Annotated in this window: 16 protein-coding genes; 10 read left to right on the plus strand and 6 right to left on the minus strand. The window is 66.0% G+C overall.

Translation table 11 applies throughout. The features are described 5' to 3' along the window. Positions 1-162 precede the first annotated feature (162 nt). The 6 genes from ACT2BZ_RS08810 (at position 163) to ACT2BZ_RS08835 (ending at position 7,292) form a co-directional block, all read left to right on the plus strand. A complete protein-coding gene (locus tag ACT2BZ_RS08810) occupies positions 163-2,532 on the plus strand; it encodes a DUF1989 domain-containing protein (protein WP_457940520.1) in 2,370 nt (789 codons plus the stop codon). Positions 2,533-2,800: 268 nt separating this feature from the next. Then, on the plus strand, positions 2,801-3,775 hold the full coding sequence (locus ACT2BZ_RS08815) for an ABC transporter substrate-binding protein (RefSeq protein ID WP_457940521.1): 975 nt from the start codon (positions 2,801-2,803) through the stop codon (positions 3,773-3,775). 82 nt (positions 3,776-3,857) lie between these two features. Further along, the gene (locus ACT2BZ_RS08820) at positions 3,858-4,934 is read left to right on the plus strand and encodes a quaternary amine ABC transporter ATP-binding protein (protein WP_457940523.1); all 1,077 of its coding nucleotides are present in this window, start codon (positions 3,858-3,860) and stop codon (positions 4,932-4,934) included. A 2-nt stretch (positions 4,935-4,936) separates the two neighbouring features. Then, a complete protein-coding gene (locus ACT2BZ_RS08825) occupies positions 4,937-6,910 on the plus strand; it encodes an ABC transporter permease (protein ID WP_457941256.1) in 1,974 nt (657 codons plus the stop codon). Between the two features lie 17 nt (positions 6,911-6,927). Further along, a complete protein-coding gene (locus ACT2BZ_RS08830; RefSeq protein WP_457940524.1) occupies positions 6,928-7,218 on the plus strand; it encodes a YybH family protein in 291 nt (96 codons plus the stop codon). Continuing rightward, positions 7,215-7,292, plus strand: coding sequence for a nuclear transport factor 2 family protein (locus tag ACT2BZ_RS08835; RefSeq protein WP_457941257.1), 78 nt, complete (start codon positions 7,215-7,217; stop codon positions 7,290-7,292). Before ACT2BZ_RS08830 ends, ACT2BZ_RS08835 begins: the two co-directional genes overlap by 4 nt. Before the next feature lie 19 nt (positions 7,293-7,311). On the opposite strand, the gene ACT2BZ_RS08840 is transcribed toward ACT2BZ_RS08835, so the two are convergent. After that, positions 7,312-8,193, minus strand: a complete 882-nt coding sequence (locus ACT2BZ_RS08840; RefSeq protein ID WP_457940526.1) for a bifunctional helix-turn-helix transcriptional regulator/GNAT family N-acetyltransferase — start codon at positions 8,191-8,193, stop codon at positions 7,312-7,314. 55 nt (positions 8,194-8,248) lie between these two features. Continuing rightward, on the minus strand, positions 8,249-9,592 hold the full coding sequence (locus ACT2BZ_RS08845; RefSeq protein ID WP_457940527.1) for a flavin-containing monooxygenase: 1,344 nt from the start codon (positions 9,590-9,592) through the stop codon (positions 8,249-8,251). Between the two features lie 205 nt (positions 9,593-9,797). Here ACT2BZ_RS08845 and ACT2BZ_RS08850 point away from each other — a divergent pair, with 205 nt between their 5' ends. Next, positions 9,798-10,520 carry a helix-turn-helix domain-containing protein gene (locus ACT2BZ_RS08850; protein WP_457940529.1) on the plus strand — a complete coding sequence of 241 codons (723 nt, stop codon included), beginning with the start codon at positions 9,798-9,800 and terminating at the stop codon, positions 10,518-10,520. Between the two features lie 92 nt (positions 10,521-10,612). Continuing rightward, entirely contained in the window at positions 10,613-10,882 is a 270-nt protein-coding gene (locus ACT2BZ_RS08855; RefSeq protein ID WP_457940531.1) for a cyclase, read from the plus strand. A 73-nt stretch (positions 10,883-10,955) separates the two neighbouring features. On the opposite strand, the gene ACT2BZ_RS08860 is transcribed toward ACT2BZ_RS08855, so the two are convergent. After that, positions 10,956-11,279 (minus strand): hypothetical protein, encoded by a 324-nt coding sequence (locus tag ACT2BZ_RS08860; protein WP_457940532.1) that lies wholly within the window; start codon positions 11,277-11,279, stop codon positions 10,956-10,958. 42 nt (positions 11,280-11,321) lie between these two features. Beyond that, on the minus strand, positions 11,322-11,675 hold the full coding sequence (locus ACT2BZ_RS08865; protein ID WP_457940533.1) for a hypothetical protein: 354 nt from the start codon (positions 11,673-11,675) through the stop codon (positions 11,322-11,324). Positions 11,676-11,823: 148 nt separating this feature from the next. Between ACT2BZ_RS08865 and ACT2BZ_RS08870 the strand changes: the two genes are divergently transcribed. Beyond that, positions 11,824-12,288 carry a hypothetical protein gene (locus ACT2BZ_RS08870; protein WP_457940535.1) on the plus strand — a complete coding sequence of 155 codons (465 nt, stop codon included), beginning with the start codon at positions 11,824-11,826 and terminating at the stop codon, positions 12,286-12,288. Between the two features lie 305 nt (positions 12,289-12,593). Here the strand turns inward: ACT2BZ_RS08870 and lepA are convergent, their stop codons facing one another. Next, positions 12,594-14,399: a translation elongation factor 4 gene (lepA, locus tag ACT2BZ_RS08875; RefSeq protein ID WP_457940536.1), complete on the minus strand. Its 1,806-nt coding sequence runs from the start codon at positions 14,397-14,399 to the stop codon at positions 12,594-12,596. A gap of 67 nt (positions 14,400-14,466) precedes the next feature. Beyond that, on the minus strand, positions 14,467-15,705 hold the full coding sequence (locus ACT2BZ_RS08880; RefSeq protein ID WP_457940538.1) for an NAD(P)/FAD-dependent oxidoreductase: 1,239 nt from the start codon (positions 15,703-15,705) through the stop codon (positions 14,467-14,469). A gap of 456 nt (positions 15,706-16,161) precedes the next feature. Between ACT2BZ_RS08880 and ACT2BZ_RS08885 the strand changes: the two genes are divergently transcribed. Then, complete coding sequence (locus tag ACT2BZ_RS08885; protein WP_457940539.1) at positions 16,162-17,460, plus strand: imelysin family protein; 1,299 nt, start codon at positions 16,162-16,164, stop codon at positions 17,458-17,460. Positions 17,461-17,484: the final 24 nt, after the last annotated feature.

Consider the following 17,484-nt stretch of genomic DNA (forward strand, 5'->3'; position numbering starts at 1 on the left):
CCGCTTCATAACGGCCCGGGCACAGGAGGCAAGCTGTTTGACGCCCCGCGCAATCGTCCGCTCGCATCTTCGCCTTGCTCCCCCGCCAGCGCTCCGATATTCTTCTGATGCAAATAATCTTCCGCGCAAGCAAGTCGCCGCCGACCGGCCAGGGACCGAGCAATGCTGCATCTGCCATATCCCGACGTCCTTGCCGGCCCGCCCAGGCCGAGCCGCATCATCCGTCCGGGCGGCGGCACGCTGGCAGCGGGCGTGGAGCGCCATGTCGTTCCGGGCGCCGGCGCCATCCTGCTCGAGCTCGAAGCCGGCGACACGATCACGATTGCCAACAGCGAGGGCGGGCAGGCTGCCGAACTCGTGGCGCTCGGACGCGACGGGCGCGGCGATCCGGCGGTGCTCGGCGTCAGCGAGGGCAGCGATGCCGCCGGCCTGAAGGCCATGCTCGCGGCCGGCGACCAGAGCCTGCGCGCCTTCCGTCGCAAGCTCGAGCGGCGCAGCATCGATCTGTCGAAGGCCACCGCGCTGCGCATCTTCGGCGCCGACACGCCGGCAGGTACCGAGGAAAGCTTCGTCGCAGCGCGCGACGGCATGCTGATCGTTGCCGCACCCGGCGGCCCGATGGCGGTCGACGCGCACGACACGGCAACGCCGCTGGCGGTGACGCTGAAGCGCGCAAGACCGAAGCTGGTACATCGCTTCGAGCTTCCCGATCCGCTCGCCGACCCGCTGCTCGACCAGCGCATCAAGTCGGCGACGGCCCAGTCCTATTTCGTCAAGGCCGGCGACTACATCCAGATCATCGACATCGACGGACGCCAGTGCACCGACTTCCAGTGCTTCTCGGCCCGCAAGCTCGACAAGGGCAAGGACCACCCGCTCGACGTGACGACGACGCGCTCGCTGATGGGCTCGAGCTACCCGATGCCCGGCCTGCATTCGAAATACTACGACCAGGACATGGAGCCGCTGGTCGAAGTGGTGCAGGACACCTGCGGGCGACACGACGCCTTCGCGCTCGCCTGCGCGGCGAAGTATTATGATGACATCGGCTATCCCGGCCATGCCAACTGCTCTGACAATTTCAACCGGACGCTGGCCGACAAGGGCGTGACGCCGCGCGCCGGCTGGATGGCGATCAACTTCTTCTTCAATACCGCCATCGACGCGCAGGGACTGGTCGTCTCGGACGAACCGTGGTCGCGTCCCGGCGACTACGTGCTGCTCAGGGCGCTGACCGACATCGTCTGCGTCTCCTCGTCCTGCCCGGACGACACCACGCCGGCCAATGGCTGGGACCTGACCGACATTCACGTTCGCACCTATTCGGGCGAAGAAAAATTCTCTCGAGCCGTAGCGAAACGCATGACCCCAGACGCCGAACCCGTAATGACCCGCGAGACCGCCTTCCACGCGAGCTTCGCCGAGCACACGCGCAACTTCATCGAGTACAAGGGCTACTGGCTCGCCAATGCCTTTTCCAAGGCAGGGCCGATCGAGGAATACTGGGCCTGCCGCGAGAAGGCGGTGGTGATGGACCTGTCACCGCTCAGGAAGTTCGAGGTCACCGGCCCGGACGCCGAGGCGCTGCTGCAATATGTGCTGACGCGCGACGTCAAGAAGCTCGGCGTCGGCCAGGTCGTCTATTCGGCCATGTGCTACGAGCATGGGGGCATGATCGACGACGGCACGCTGCTGAGGCTCGGCCGCGACAATTTCCGCTGGATCGGCGGCGACGACTTCGGCGGCACCTGGCTGCGCGAGCAGGCGAAAAAGCTCGGCCTGACAGCCATGGTGCGCTCCTCGACCGACCAGATGCACAACATCGCCGTGCAGGGCCCGAACAGCCGCGAAATCCTGAAAGAGATCATCTGGACGTCGCCGGTGCAGCCGTCGATCGGCGAGCTGGAATGGTTCCGCTTTGCCGTCGGCCGCATCGGCGATGCACAGGGCGTGCCGATCGTCGTCTCGCGCACCGGCTATACCGGCGAGCTCGGCTACGAGATCTTCTGCCATCCGCGCGACGCGGCAACCGTCTTCGACGCTGTCTGGGAAGCCGGCCAGAAGCACGGGCTGAAGCCGATGGGCATGGCCGCACTCGACATGGTGCGCATCGAGGCCGGCCTCATCTTCGCCGGCACGGAATTCTCCGACCAGACCGATCCCTTCGAGGCCGGCATCGCCTTCACGGTGCCGCTGAAATCGAAGACAGACGACTTCATCGGCCGCGACGCGCTGATCCGGCGCAAGGAGAACCCGTCGCACAAGTTCGTCGGGCTGGAGATCGACTCCAATGTCGATGTCGGCCATGGCGACTGCATCCATGTCGGCCGCGCGCAGATCGGCGTCGTCACCTCCTCGATGCGCTCGCCGCTGCTCGGCAAGAACATCGCGCTCGCCCGCGTCGATGTCGTGCATTCGGCGCTCGATACCGAGGTGGAAATCGGCAAGCTCGACGGTCACCAGAAGCGCTTGCCTGCGCGGATCGTGGGCTTTGCGCACTACGACCCAAAGAAGACCAGGCCGCGCTCCTGAGGCGACCGCCCAAGCACTGGGCACGGCCTGCCCGCCCAGCGGTCAGTCCGCTGTGGCTTTGTGCAGTTTTGCCCAAACTTCGGGTCGAAAGGCGATCGAAACCCGCAAAAGCGGGCTCGGGACCGCAATCACCATTGCGCGTGGTCAATGTTGGTATATAAATTTTCATAGCATGAAAAAGCGTCGTGGCTCCGCCGCGGACGATGGCCCGCCAAGAGGCCCGATAGGGGACTACCGACGACACAAGATCGTACAATGGGAGTTACGCATGTCGATGACCAGTAAGTTTGCGCGTTTTGGGGCCGGAGCTGCAGCGCTCGCGGCAGCAAGCCTCTTTATGCCTTCTGCCTACGCGGCGGCACCTGAATCCAACGACCCGATCAAGATCGCGCTGTTCGACTGGACCAGCGTCAACCTGAACGCCAAGATCATTGGCGGCATCTTTGAAAAGCTCGGCTACACGGTCGAATACCCGACCGCCGATTATCTCTCGAGCCTGACCACCGGCCTGACCAATGGCGACCTGACGCTCGCCATGGAGTTCTGGGACACCACGGCCGGCGAGGCCATGAAGGCCTCCGACGCGACGGGCCAGACCGAACGGCTTGGTCCCCTCGGCCCCAAGGCCAAGGAGGAGTGGTGGTATCCGGAATACATGAAGGAGAAGTGCCCGGGCCTGCCCAACTGGGAAGCCCTGAAGGACCCGGCCTGCGCCGAAGCCTTCTCCACGGCCGAGACAGCCCCCAAGGGCCGTTATCTCGGCGGACCGGTGACCTGGGAAGGCTTTGACGACGAGCGCGTCGAGGCCCTCGACCTGCCCTTCACCGTCATCCATGCCGGCACCGACGGCGCCATGTTCGCCGAACTGGAATCGGCCTATCAGCGCAAGGCGCCGATCATGCTGTGGATCTATTCGCCGCATTGGGCGCCCGCCAAGTACAAGGGCGAGTGGGTCGAATTCCCCGAATACTCGGCCGAGTGCTATGCCGATCCGAGCGTCGGCATCAATCCCGACAAGGCCTATGACTGCGGCAAGCCGTTCGGCGAAATCTACAAGTACTCCTGGGCCGGCATGAAGGACAAATGGCCGGTCGCCTACAACGTGGCGAAGAACTACTCGCTGACCTCCGACGAACTCAACGCGATGAGCGGCGAGGTCGATCTCGACGGCAAGTCCGCCGAGGACGTGGCTGCGGCCTGGATCGCTGCCAACGAGGCCAAGTGGAAGGCCTGGGCCGAGTAGGGCCAGCGCGAAATGGACAAACGGCCCCGTTCGGGTAACGATCGGGGCCGTATCTTGTGGACGCCACTCCAAAGGACGACCGATGAACAGTGCTGTTGAGGTGGGGCACGTGGCCGTGCCGGACGCCCGGCCCATAAAACTCGCCTGCCGCAATGTGTGGAAGCTGTTCGGTTCGGACGCCGAAAATTTCATCAAGAGCCGCGACGGCAAGGCAAGTGCCGCAGACCTGCAGCAGGCAGGCCTCGTCGGCGCCGCCCGCGCGGTCGACCTGGAGATCCGCGAGGGCGAGATCTTCATCATCATGGGGCTCTCGGGCTCCGGCAAGTCGACGCTGGTGCGCTGCATGTCGCGGCTGGTCGAGCCGACCTTCGGCAAGGTCGAGTTCGAGGGCAAGAACCTGCTGACGATCTCGGACGCCGAACTGATCGAGCTGCGCCGCCATCGCATGGGCATGGTGTTCCAGAATTTCGCGCTTCTGCCGCACCTCAACGTGCTGGAAAACATCGCCTTCCCGCTGAGTGTCCAGGGCATGGACCGCGCCACCCGCGAGGCCCGCGCCCGCGAAGTGATCGACCTGGTCGGGCTTGGCGGTCGCGAGCATTTCTACCCGCGTGAACTGTCGGGCGGCCAGCAGCAGCGGGTGGGCATTGCCCGCAGCCTGGCGACCAAGCCCGAGATCTGGTTCCTCGACGAGCCCTTCTCGGCACTCGACCCGCTGATCCGCCGCGAGATGCAGGACGAACTGATGCGGCTGCAGGATGTGCTGCACAAGACGATCGTCTTTATCACCCATGATTTCGACGAGGCGATCCGCCTTGCCGACCGCATCGCCATCATGAAGGACGGCGAGGTCATCCAGATCGGCACGCCCGAGGAACTCGTGGTCAATCCGGCAACCGACTACGTCGCCGAGTTCACCCGCGACGTGCAGCGCGCAAAGGTCATCTCGGCGCGCAGCCTGATGCGCCCGTGCCAGACCGAAGGCCACCCCGGAACGGTGGCGCCGGAAGACCGCATCGCGACCTTCTCCGCCAGGCTGATTTCGGCCGGCAAGCCCTTCGCCGTCGTCAACGGGACCGGCAAGCCGATCGGCGAGGTGACGCCCGACGCCGTGATCGACCTTCTTGCCGGTATCGACCGGTCCGGAGCGCAGGCGTGACGATCGCGGCCGACACGCCTTCGGGCAGGGTGCGGCCGGTCCAGAAATGGCTGGCGGTCTGGGCCGTTGCTCTCGCGGCCGTACTTGCCCTGGCCGTCTTCCGCGGCCATCTGGCCTGGGCGGTCAACTACCCCGCCGACCACGTCGTTCCCATCGCCGACTGGGTCAGCGCGATCATGACCTGGATGAAGGTCAATCTGAGCTGGTTCACCCGCTCGATCACCACCATCCTCGGCGTGCCGCTCGACTTCGCGCTCGACCTGCTCGCCAAGAATTTCAAGATCGGCCACGGGCTCGAGGCGACCGTGCTGCCCAGGCTCTCCTGGGTCGGTGTCGTCATCGCGGCCTTCCTTGCCGGCCATGCCGCGGGCGGCCGCAGGCTGGGCTACCTGGTCGGCGGCTGCTTCCTCTACATCGCGCTGTTCGGCCAGTGGACGAGCGCCATGCTGACGCTCGCGCTGATCGCCATCGCCGTGCCTTTCTGCATTCTCACAGGCCTGTTCCTCGGCATCTGGGCCTGGCGCCGGCCGTGGGCGGAGCGCCTGCTGGTCGCGCCGGCCCTCGACCTGATGCAGACGATCCCGACCTTTGCCTACCTGATCCCCATGCTGCTTCTGTTCGGCAACAGCCCGGTCTCGGCGATGATCGCCACCGCCATCTTCGCCACGCCGCCCATGGTGCGCGCCACCATGCTCGGCCTGTCGCGCGTGCCGGTGGAGATCGGCGAGTTCAGCGAGATGGCCGGCTGCACGGCACGCCAGAAGCTGTGGCGCGTGCTACTGCCTTCCGCGCGCCCGACGCTGATGGTCGGCGTCAACCAGGTCATCATGCTGGCACTCAACATGGTCATCATCGCCTCGATGATCGGCGCCGGCGGCCTCGGCTACGACGTGCTGCTGGCACTGCGCGCCCTGAAGGTCGGCGAGGCGATGGAAGCCGGTCTTGCCATCGTCGCGCTCGCCATCGCGCTCGACCGGCTGAGCCAGGCCATGGCGCGGCGGCAGGCGCTTGGCCATGTCCATGGCGATGCAGACGGCGGGCTGCTGCAGCGCTATCCGCGCCTTGCTCTCGCAATCGCCGTGCTAGCGGCGACCACGCTGGCCGGCCTGTTCATCCCGGCCTTCGCCGAGGTGCCCAAGGCGATCACCTTCACCACCGCGCCGGCATGGAAGGCGGCGGTGACCTGGGTGACGATCAACTTCTTCGACGCCATCGAGGTGTTTCGTGTCACGCTGATCCTCTATGTTCTCAATCCTGTGCGCACCTTCTGCGAGGGCTTTCCGTGGCTCGGCGCCGTGTTCCTGCTCGGCCTTGCCGGCTACCAGCTCGCCGGCGCCAGGCTTGCCATCCTGATCGCCGCGCTGACCGCCTTCTGCGCCGTCACCGGCCTGTGGGAAAAGACCATGGCGACGGTCTATCTCTGCGGCATCTCGGCCTTCGTCGCCTGCCTCATCGGCATCCCGCTCGGCCTGATGGCCTCGCGCAGCGACCGCTTCGAGAAGATCATCACGCCGATCATCGACACGCTGCAGGTGCTGCCCTCCTTTTGCTTCATCATCCCGGTGGTGATGCTGTTCCGGGTCGGCGACGTCACCGCCATGATCGCCACCGTTGCCTTCGCCGTGGTGCCGGCGATCCGCTACACCAATCACGGCATTCGCCAGGTGCCGCCCGGCCTCATCGAGGCCGCCGTGGTGTCGGGCTGCACCAGGCGCCAGACCTTCTGGAAGGTGCAGCTGCCACTCGCCCTGCCGGAGATCATGCTCGGCATCAACCAGACCATTTTGATGGCGCTCGCCATGATCATCATCTGCGCCATGATCGGCACGCGCGATCTCGGCCAGGAAGTGTTCATCGCCCTGTCCAAGGCCGATTCGGGCCGCGGCATCGTCGCGGGCCTGGCCATCGCCTTCATCGGCATCATCGCGGACCGGCTGTTCAGCGCCTGGAGCGCGAGGGCCCGCGCCAAGCTCTGAAGGACAGGGAGCATTTCGTGGCCACACCGACTGTCGAAGACCTGCTCGCCCAGTGGATCGAGGCCTTCGACCGCCACGACCTCGACCGCCACATGGCTCTCTACGCCGAGGATGCGACGCTGTTCGGCTCGGTTGACGAGCTGAAGGTCGGACGTGACGCCATCCGCGCCTATTTTGCCGGGCGGGCGCCCGATGTGCGCGAAGAATCCTACCCGATGCCGCAGGTTCGCATGCTGACGGCGGACGTCGCCGTCACGGCGGGTTTCGTCGACTTCGCCGAGGGCGACACCCAAGCCCCTACCGCATGACCTGGGTACTCGTGCGGCAGGGCGGCGACTGGAAGATCACCCAGCACCACGGCTCGCCGCGGCGCGGCACGTAGTCGTGAACGCCTGCCGGCGTCAGAGCGCCTTCTCGAACCAGAAGTCGGCGTAGGGATTGTCGTTGTAGCGGGCGATCGCGCGGTAGCCCGCCTTGCGGTACATCGCCTGCGCCTCGGCGAGCGCCCGGTTGGTGTCGAGGCGCACATGCGTCCAGCCGAATTCGCGGGCGATCTCCTCCAGCCGTGCAAGCAGCCGGCCGGCGAGTCCGGCACCGCGCACCGACGGGCTGACCCACATGCGCTTGATCTCGCCGATTGCCTCGCCGTCGCGCCGCAGCATGCCGCAGCCGACCGGCGCGCCGTCCAGCCGCGCGACGAGGAAGGCGCCGTCCGGCGGCGCGACAAGAGCCTCGTCCGGAGACGCGCCGAGCGCGGTATCAAAACCCTCCTCGAAGCGGGCGGCGAGCTCGCCGAAATACTGATCGAGGCACCAGCGCGCGTCGGCACTGTCGGAGGGCTCGATCGCCAGCACGATGCCGGCGGCGCTGAGCAGGCGTTCGACATCCGCCATCGCCGCGACCAGCCGGGCGCGATGCGCCTCGGTGAGCGAGGAAAGCAGCGACGCCGCGAGCTCGTCGGACAGGCCGTCATAAGCCGAAAATTCGGTGAGGCCGGCTTCGGTGAGCGCGACCCGGCGGCGGCGGCCGTCTGCCGCGTCGCGCCCCACCGCGACGAGCCCCTGGCGCTCAAGCGAGCGCAGCAGGCGGCTGACATAGCCTGAATCGAGATTGAGCCGGCCGCGCAATTCCTGCACCTCGGCGCCGTCCGGACCGATCTCGAACAGGAAGCGCGCCTCGCCGAGCGGCCGGCCACGGTGGAGATAGCCGTCCTCCAGCGCGCCGATGCGCTGGGTGACGGTGCGGTTGAAGCGCCTGACGGTCTCGATCTGCTGCCGGTCCATTACCTGACTTTAGTCAGGTAATTTCTCTTCAGCAAGCGGGTGGAAAGTCGCCGGCCTATTTTTCGGCCAGATAGGCTTCCATGGAATCGTCCATCGCCTCGAGCCAGGGCGTGTGGTGCTTGGGCGACATGGTGCCGGTCATCAGCGAGCGGTAGGCATTGTTGCGGAAGCCCATGATGTCCTCTTCCTTGTGGTGCTCCCATTCCATGAAGGTCTTGTTGGTCGCCTCGATGTCGAAGCTCGGATAGTCGGTCTGGTCGATCAGTTCCTGGGTGTAGTCGCCCTGGAACCAGATCATCTGCTCGGCGTCGGCCAGCGTTTCCTCGCGCTCGCGCCATTTGGCGCTGTGCGCCTTCATCTCGGCCAGCGACGGCAGCTTGATGCGGCCGAGCATCACGTCGCGCGCGAACCAGGCCTGCGCGTCGAACATGTTGAAGGTGTAGAACTGGTCCTGCATGCCGATGTAGAACAGCGCCGGATTCTTCTCCCACACCACGCCCTCGTAGAGGTCGAGCGGCCACATGCGGTTGCCGGTCTTGAGCCGCAGGCCCTCGTCGAGGAAGGGGAAGTGGTGCAGGTAGCCGGTGCACAGGATGATGGCGTCGACATCCTTGGTCGATCCGTCGGCGAAGTGCGCTGTCTTGCCGACAACCTTCTGCAGCAGCGGGCGCTGCGTCCAGTTGTCGGGGAAGGTGAAGCCCATCGGCGCCGAGCGGTAGGTCACGGTGATCGTCTTGGCGCCGTATTTGTGGCACTGCGAGCCGATGTCCTCGGCCGAATAGGAGCGGCCGACGACCATCACGTCCTTGCCGGTGAATTCTGTCGCGTCGCGGAAATCGTGGCTGTGCAGCACGCGTCCCTGGAAGGTCTCGAAGCCCGGGAAATAGGGCACGTTGGGGGTCGAGAAATGGCCCGACGCGACGACCACGTAGTCGAACTCCTCCGAATAGGTGACGTCCTTCTCGCGGTCATGCACGGTGACGGTGAATTTCTGGGTGTCGTCCGACCAGGTCACCATGCGCACCGGCGTGTTGAAGCGCACCCATTTGCGCACGCCCGATTTCTCGACGCGGCCCTTGATGTAGTCCCACAGAACGGCGCGCGGCGGGTAGGAGGCGATCGGCCGCCCGAAATGTTCCTCGAAGGTGTAGTCGGCGAATTCCAGGCATTCCTTGGGGCCGTTCGACCAGAGGTAGCGGTACATCGAGCCGTGCACGGGGTCGCCATGCTCGTCGAGGCCGGTGCGCCAGGTATAGTTCCACAACCCGCCCCAGTCCGACTGCTTCTCGAAGCAGACCACTTCCGGGATTTCCGCCCCCTTGGCGGCCGCGGACGCGAACGCCCTCAGCTGGGCTAGGCCCGATGGTCCGGCTCCGATGACGGCTACGCGCTTCTGCATTCCGACGCTCCCCACAGCTTGTCCGATACGAAAGAAATTTCACTGTGAGGACAATAATTTGTCCTGTATGTCTGTCAATGCGCGATCGTCGAGCTGCGGCGTTCCGTGCAACGCTTGAGGTTCTATTCCTGCCAGTGTATCTGGCGCCCGATAAGTTCACCGGAAGTGAAAAGCGACCGGAACCAAGGGTAGAGAAAGACCGACCATGGCTGAACGCAAGACGAATGGCGCAAGACCGGCGGCGGACGAGCCGCTGAAGTCCCTGAAGGGCAAGGTCGGCGACATCCATGCCATCCGCCCGCCGCTGACGCAGAACCCCCACGCCGTGCGCGACACGCGCGAAAAAGTGCTGGAAGTGGCGATCGGCCGCGAGGTGCGGGCCTTTCGCAAGAAGCTCGGCATCACGGTTGCCGACCTCGCCGCCGCCACAAGCCTGTCTCTCGGCATGCTCTCGAAGATCGAGAACGGCATCACCTCGCCATCGCTGACCACGCTGCAGGCGCTGTCCCACGCGCTCGGCGTGCCGGTCACCGCCTTTTTCCGCCGCTTCGAGGAGGAGCGCAACGCGGTCCTGGTCAAGGCCGGCGAGGGGCTGGAGATCGAGCGCCGCGGCACGCGCGCCGGCCACCAGTACAACCTGCTCGGCCATGTCGGCTCCAACACCAGCGGCGTCGTCGTAGAACCCTATCTGATCACGCTCTCGGAGGATTCCGACGTCTTCCCGACCTTCCAGCACGAGGGCATGGAGTTTCTCTACATGCTAGAGGGCGAGGTGGTGTACCGGCACGGCTCGAACCTGTTCCGCATGCTGCCCGGCGACAGCCTGTTCTTCGACGCCGACGCGCCGCACGGGCCCGAGGAACTGACGACGCTGCCGATCCGCTATCTGTCGATCATCTCCTATCCGCAGGGCAGCTCGGGCGACTGAAGCTTGGCCGATGCCGGCCCACGGTCTATCCTGCCTGACGCTGCGCCTTTCAGCGACGCCCCCGTCGCGGGCGAGCGCCGGGAGGATCTGCCATGATAACGCTGTTTGTCCGCCACACGGTCGCCGACTATGCCGCCTGGCGCAAAGCCTATGATGCCTACGGCCCGGTTCAGACCGAGATGGGCGTAAAGGCGCAGGCCGTCTACCGTTCGATTGACGACCCCAACGACGTCACCGTAACGCATGAATTCGCGACGGCGGAGGAAGCGCGGGCGATGGTCAGCAGCGCCGACCTGCGCAGCAAGATGCAGGAGGCCGGCGTGACCGGCGCGCCGACCGTCTGGTTCGCCAGCAAGGTCTGACCGGCGCGCTTCCTGACGGACAACGCCTGGCCGTATCGACGGCGGAGGCCGGCGCCCACTGCGGTGACGCTGCTTACTTCGCCAGCTCTTCCATCTCGGTCGAGAGCGGCCGGATGCGCGGGTCGGGCAGTTCGGCCCCCTCGTCTGACGCCGCGGGCACAGGCGCGCGCGGCGAAGCGCAGGCGCACAGGACAAGGATGAGAATCAGGGACAGGGGGCGGATCATTCGCGCTACCCTTAGCGCGCGCTGCCCGGCGGGGAAAGCCGGGCTTTTTTCGCGCGGCGCGCCGGGGAACTCGTCACGGCATGGGCGGTCGGGGCCAGGCCCGAGGATGACGACGTCGAAAGATTCGCGGCCAATCGCCGGCGACCACGCGAGCCCGGACCCATCGGTCATGGCGGGAGCCGGCAAGACAGCAGCGCGGCGGAGGCGCCCGCCTTACCGTCCGATGACGATGGTCGTCGTCGCCTTCTCGACGCAGATCGTGCAGCAATCCTCGCAGAGCTGGTCGCGGTCTGGGCCGACGCCCCAGAAGGTGCCGGCGTCGCCGTTCAGCCAGGCGCCGTAGCAGATGTTCTCGCCGGCCTGGCACTTGATGGGCACGGACTTCTTCTCGCCCTTTTCCAGGAAATAGACCTGGTCGTCGCCCGGCCACACCGTGTTGCGGTCCGTGCTCGAGAGTTCCACGACGACGCCGAGCGGCGCCTCGTTCTTCATGAAGAACGCCATCTGGTCGGCCTGCGCCGGGGCGGCGATGAGGAGGGCGAGGAGGATGAGGGCGAAGCGGATCATGCGCTATATTTGCGCCGGGATTTGGGGGAGGGCAAGGGGGATCCTGCCGCCAAGAAGAATCGTTCCCCTATGACGAAGCACGCCCCCACCCTCCTGCCAGTCCTGTCAGGAGGGCTCTGCTATGCATGCGCGCGCAGTGGAGGGATGCATGGCCGGGTTTGACGATTTCGATTTTCTGGAAGGCGAATGGACGATCCGCAACGAGCGCCTGACGGCGCGGCTTGTCGGCTCGACGGACTGGGAGTTCTTCGACGCCACCTCGCGGGTGGAGAAGGTGATGCGCTCGCCCGACGGGGTGTTCGGCGGCAATCTCGACCAGATGTTCGTGCCGGAGCGCGGCTTCACCGGGATGACGCTTCGGCTCTACGATCCGGCGACCGGGCTGTGGTCGATCTACTGGTCGGACACGAAGAGCCACCGGCTGTTTCCGCCGATGGTCGGGCGGTTCGCTGGCTCCAGCGGCGAGTTCTTCGGCGACGATGTGGAAGGCGGCCAGCCGGTGCGGGTGCGGTTTGTCTGGACGGCGGGCGAGCGTCCCGTATGGGAGCAGGCGTTTTCGACGGATGGCGGGGTGAGTTGGGAGAAGAACTGGGTGATGCGGTTTGAGAGGTAGGGGTGGTGGCTAGTCGCCAGCGTGCGGCCTCAGCGCCGCGCTGGGGTGGGACCGGACTGCAATCGACAAACCAATTTCGCTGAGGCCGGAGGGACAGTACCCCCCTCTGTCCTGCCGGACATCTCCCCCTCAAGGGGGGAGATCAGCAGCGTCGAGCTCCGGCGGCTAGTCGCCACCCTGCAGCTTCAGCGCCGCGCTGGGGTGGGACCCGCTGCCTCCGGCAGCTCCCACCCTTTCGAAGCCTGACATCGACCCACCGGGTCGATGGCTCCGCGCCGCGCTGACGCTTGGCGCGGACCGGCTTCTCAATCCCCCATCTTAAGCGCTTGAATGAAGGCTTCCTGCGGGATGTCGACCTTGCCGAACTGGCGCATGCGCTTCTTGCCCTCTTTCTGCTTGTCGAGGAGCTTGCGCTTGCGCGAGACGTCGCCGCCGTAGCATTTTGCCGTGACGTCCTTGCGCAGCGCCGAAATGGTCTCGCGGGCGATCACCTTGCCGCCGATGGCGGCCTGGATCGGGATCTTGAACAGGTGGTTGGGGATCAGCTCCTTGAGCTTCTCGCACATCACGCGGCCGCGCTTTTCGGCGGCCGTGCGGTGAACCAGCATCGACAGCGCGTCGACCGGTTCCTCGTTGACCAGGATCGACATCTTCACCAGGTCGCCTTCGCGGTAGTCGGTCAGCGCGTAGTCGAAGGAGGCATAGCCCTTTGAGATCGACTTCAGCCGGTCGTAGAAATCGAACACCACCTCGTTGAGCGGCAGGTCGTAGACCAGCATGGCGCGCTTGCCGACATAGGAGAGGTCGGCCTGCACGCCGCGGCGGTCCTGGCAGAGCTTCAGGATGGCGCCGAGATAGTCGTCGGGGGTGAGGATGGTGGCGCGGATCCACGGCTCCTCGATGGAAGAAATCTTCATCACGTCGGGCATGTCGGCCGGGTTGTGCAGCTCCTTCTGCGTGCCGTCCGAGAGGTTCAGCTTGTAGACGACCGAGGGCGCGGTGGCGATGAGGTCGAGGTTGAACTCGCGCTCGAGCCGCTCCTGGATGATCTCGAGGTGCAGCAGGCCGAGGAAGCCGCAGCGGAAGCCGAAGCCCAGCGCTGCCGAGGTTTCCATCTCGAAGGAAAAGCTGGCGTCGTTGAGGCGCAGCTTCCCCATCGCGGCGCGCAGCTCCTCGAAGTCTGAGGCATCGACCGGGAACAGGCCGCAGAAGACCACCGGCTGGGCCGGCTTGAAGCCGGGCAGCGCCTTGACGGTGGGGCGCTTGTCCTCGGTGATGGTGTCGCCGACGCGCGTGTCGGCCACTTCCTTGATCGAGCCTGTGAAGAAGCCGAACTCGCCGGGGCCGAGCTCGGCGACATTGACCTTGGCGGGCGTGAAGACGCCGGTGCGCTCGACGAGGTACTTTGCGCCGGTGCCCATCATGCGGATGGTCTGGCCCTTCTTGAGCACGCCGTCGATGATGCGCACCAGCACGATGACGCCGAGATAGGTGTCGTACCAGCTGTCGACCAGCATGGCCTTCAGCGGTGCGGTGGCGTCGCCCTCATGCGGCGGCGGCAGGTCCTTGACGATCGCCTCGAGCACGTCGGGGATGCCGAGGCCGGTCTTTGCCGAGATCAGCACGGCGTTGGAGGCGTCGATGCCGATGACTTCCTCGACCTGCTCGCGGATGCGCTCGGGCTCTGCGGCCGGCAGGTCGACCTTGTTCAGCACCACGACGATCTCGTGGTTCTTGTCGATGGCCTGGTAGACATTGGCGAGCGTCTGCGCCTCGACGCCCTGCGAGGCATCGACGACCAGCAGCGAACCCTCGCAGGCGGCGAGCGAACGCGACACCTCGTAGGCGAAGTCGACATGGCCGGGCGTGTCGATCAGGTTGAGGATGTAATCTTCGCCGTCGGCGGCGTGGTACTTCAGGCGCACGGTCTGCGCCTTGATGGTGATGCCGCGTTCTCGCTCGATGTCCATCGAGTCGAGAACCTGCTCCTTCATGTCGCGCAGCTCCAGCCCGCCGGTCAGCTGGATCAGCCGGTCGGCCAGCGTCGACTTGCCGTGGTCGATATGGGCGACGATGGAGAAATTGCGGATGTGGGAAATCGGTGTGCTCATGGTCCGGCGCTTTAGCAGGCAGCACCCTCAACGACAAGCGGACAAAGGCGGCGCGCGATTTGCCGCGTCAGGCCCGGGCCTGCTGCCAGGCGGCGAAGGCGGCTTTCAGCGCCTCGCCGCCGCCGGCAGCAATGGAAGCGTCCGGCGAAAAGCGTGCGGCCATCATCTTGCGCCCGAGCATGTGGTCGGCCGGCCGGTTGACGGTCTCGATGCCGGCAAGCCGGCCTTCGCGGTAGTGGAACACCGAAAAGCGGTTGTCTTCCGGTTCGCCGGTGACGAGCTGGCTGTCGCTGCCGGCGGTGAGCCCGACCATCTGCAGCTTCATGTCGCCGATGTCCGACCAGAACCAGGGCACGGCGCGATAGGGCTCGGCATGGCCGGTGACGGTGCGCGCGGCGAGCTTGGCGTGGTCGGTGGCGTTCTGCACCGATTCCAGGCGCACATCGGCCCTGGTCTGCCAGTGGCGGAATTCCGCCACGTCGCCGATGGCGAGGATGTTTTGGGCGCCGGTGCGCAGTTGCTGGTCGACGGCGATGCCGTTGCCGACGGCAAGCCCGGCCTCCTCGGCGATCCTGCTGTTGGGCACCACGCCGATTCCGACGATGAGCAGCCTTGCCGCGATGCGCTCGCCGGCCGACGTCTCGACGGCGGCAATGTCGCCGGCCTGGCCTTCGAGCCGGGCGATGGTGGTGGCGGTCAGGATGCGCACGCCCGAGGCTTCGAGCCGGCGCGCGACATGCGCGGCGACGACGGGCGCGACGGCGCGGGCCAAGAGCCGGTCCTGCGCCTCGATCACGGTGACGCGGCGGCCGCCGGCGGCAAGCGTGGCGGCAATCTCCAGCCCGATGAAGCCGCCGCCCATCACGACGACGTCCTCGGCGCCGGCGGCGCGCTCGCGGATGGCGCGCGCATCGGCAAGCGAGCGCAGCGACAGCACGCCGCCGAGCGGCCCGCCCTCGATGGAGAGCGGCCGCGGCCGCGCGCCGGTGGCGATGATGGCATGGCCGAAGGGAATGGTGGTGCCGTTCAGGAGCCGCACCCGGCTGGCGGCGGGGTCAATGGCCGCGACCGTCTCGCCGGTGATCAGTTCGATGGCCGCACCGCTGTAGAAGGCCTCGGCGCGCAGGATCTGCGGCTTTGCGTCCGGGTCCTTGATGAAGGTCTTGGACAGCGGCGGCTTGTGGTAGGGCAGGTCGCCCTCGTTGCCGATCAGCGCGATGCGCCCGGAAAAGCCTTCCTCGCGCAGGCTGGCCGCGGCCTGCACCCCCGCATGCCCCGTTCCGATGATGACGACGCCGTTCTTCATGCCAGTCCGATCGCTCCGGCCCCTGTGCTGCCATCGCCGCCGGCCGGGCGCATGGCTGGCGGCGGCGCGAAGGGCGTCATCCGGGTCGCACCCGGAACGCCGCCCTGTCAAGCGGCCAGCCGGGGCGAAGCCTGCGGCCTGGCGGGCTAAAACATGACTGTTCCAGTTTAGAATAATTCTAAACTGTTGATCTAAATGACTTTTCTACCCCGGTTATTGTTGACAATGACGGTCAAGATGCTGTTTAGGAGCCGTGCTCCGACGAGCATTCGCCTTTGGTGTCCGGGCCTTGAACCCGTTCGATTGGAGGATTTGGTGGCTGTCCGTTTCAAGCCGCGCGGTGGCGCGGCCCCTTCAGCAACGATCCCGATTTCGTGCATGGCCGGACGCCTGACGGGCGAGCGCGCCCGATCGGCCGCGAGCCTGGGCGCCGAAACACCTATTGAGGAGAGACAGATGATCAGAACCACCGGGAAAGGGCAGGGCAGGCTGGCAGCACTTGCCGCGGCCGCCCTGCTGACCGCCGCGGCGTTTGCCTTGCCGGCACGCGCCGAGACAGATCCGAAGGCGGTGCTGGAGACCTATGCCGAAATCGCCAAGGCCAAGTACGAGGATTCGCTCTCCACGGCCAAGGCGCTCGACGCCGCGGTCGAGGCGCTGATCGCCAATCCCTCCGAGGAAACCCTGGCCGCCGCCCGTGACGCCTGGAAGGCGGCGCGCATCCCCTACCAGCAGACCGAGGTCTATCGTTTCGGCAACCCGATCGTCGACGACTGGGAAGGCCGGGTGAACGCCTGGCCGCTCGACGAGGGGCTGATCGACTATGTCGACGCCGGCTACGGCACCGAATCCGACGAAAACACGCTCTACACGGCCAACGTGATCGCCAACACCTCGATCGAGATCAACGGCGAAGCCGTCGACGCCACCGAGATCACGCCGGAATTCCTCTCCGGCACGCTGCAGGAGGCCGGCGACATCGAGGCCAATGTGGCGACCGGCTACCACGCCATCGAATTCCTGCTCTGGGGCCAGGACCTGAACGGCACCGGCCCGGGCGCCGGCAACCGGCCCCATACCGACTTCGACACCGCCAACTGCACCGGCGGCCATTGCGACCGCCGCGCCGCCTATCTCTCGGCGGCGAGCGACCTGCTGGTCACCGACCTCGAGGAAATGGCCGCCAACTGGGGACCCGATGGCGAGGCGCGCAAGAGCCTGCTGGAGGGCGACGTCAATGCCGGCATCGGCGTCATCCTGACCGGCATGGGATCGCTGTCCTACGGCGAACTGGCCGGCGAGCGCATGAAGCTCGGCCTGCTGCTGCACGATCCGGAGGAAGAGCACGACTGCTTCTCCGACAACACGCACAACTCGCACCTCAACGACGCGCTCGGCATCCGCAACGTCTATCATGGCAGCTACACGCGGGTTGACGGCACCAAGGTCGAAGGCCCCTCGGTCGCCGACCTGGTGAAGGAGACGGACGCAGCGATCGACGCGGAACTTTCGGCCAAGCTCGACACCACGGTTGCCGCCATGGAGGCGATGGCCAGGCGCGCCGAAGGCGGCGAGGCCTACGACCAGCAGATCGGCGAAGGCAATGCCGAGGGCAATGCGGCGGTGCAGGCCGCCATCGACGGGCTTGTCGACCAGACCCGCTCGATCGAGCGCGCTGTCGCGGCCCTGAAGCTCGGCAGCATCGCCTTCGAGGGATCCGACAGTCTCGACTCGCCGGACAAGGTCTTCCAGTGAGCCGTCAGAACACCTAGATTTTAG

It is taken from the genome of Mesorhizobium sp. 10J20-29 (assembly GCF_054130485.1).

What these genes read in the sequence shown, in the direction of transcription:
- ACT2BZ_RS08810 (WP_457940520.1), top strand. Translation starts at nt 163, where the DNA reads ATGCTGCATCTGCCATATCCCGACGTCCTTGCCGGCCCGCCCAGGCCG.
- ACT2BZ_RS08815 (WP_457940521.1), top strand. Translation starts at nt 2,801, where the DNA reads ATGTCGATGACCAGTAAGTTTGCGCGTTTTGGGGCCGGAGCTGCAGCG.
- ACT2BZ_RS08820 (WP_457940523.1), top strand. Translation starts at nt 3,858, where the DNA reads ATGAACAGTGCTGTTGAGGTGGGGCACGTGGCCGTGCCGGACGCCCGG.
- ACT2BZ_RS08835 (WP_457941257.1), top strand. Translation starts at nt 7,215, where the DNA reads ATGACCTGGGTACTCGTGCGGCAGGGCGGCGACTGGAAGATCACCCAG.
- ACT2BZ_RS08840 (WP_457940526.1), bottom strand. Translation starts at nt 8,193, where the DNA reads ATGGACCGGCAGCAGATCGAGACCGTCAGGCGCTTCAACCGCACCGTC.
- ACT2BZ_RS08845 (WP_457940527.1), bottom strand. Translation starts at nt 9,592, where the DNA reads ATGCAGAAGCGCGTAGCCGTCATCGGAGCCGGACCATCGGGCCTAGCC.
- ACT2BZ_RS08850 (WP_457940529.1), top strand. Translation starts at nt 9,798, where the DNA reads ATGGCTGAACGCAAGACGAATGGCGCAAGACCGGCGGCGGACGAGCCG.
- ACT2BZ_RS08855 (WP_457940531.1), top strand. Translation starts at nt 10,613, where the DNA reads ATGATAACGCTGTTTGTCCGCCACACGGTCGCCGACTATGCCGCCTGG.
- ACT2BZ_RS08860 (WP_457940532.1), bottom strand. Translation starts at nt 11,279, where the DNA reads ATGACCGATGGGTCCGGGCTCGCGTGGTCGCCGGCGATTGGCCGCGAA.
- ACT2BZ_RS08865 (WP_457940533.1), bottom strand. Translation starts at nt 11,675, where the DNA reads ATGATCCGCTTCGCCCTCATCCTCCTCGCCCTCCTCATCGCCGCCCCG.
- ACT2BZ_RS08870 (WP_457940535.1), top strand. Translation starts at nt 11,824, where the DNA reads ATGGCCGGGTTTGACGATTTCGATTTTCTGGAAGGCGAATGGACGATC.
- lepA (WP_457940536.1), bottom strand. Translation starts at nt 14,399, where the DNA reads ATGAGCACACCGATTTCCCACATCCGCAATTTCTCCATCGTCGCCCAT.
- ACT2BZ_RS08880 (WP_457940538.1), bottom strand. Translation starts at nt 15,705, where the DNA reads ATGAAGAACGGCGTCGTCATCATCGGAACGGGGCATGCGGGGGTGCAG.
- ACT2BZ_RS08885 (WP_457940539.1), top strand. Translation starts at nt 16,162, where the DNA reads ATGATCAGAACCACCGGGAAAGGGCAGGGCAGGCTGGCAGCACTTGCC.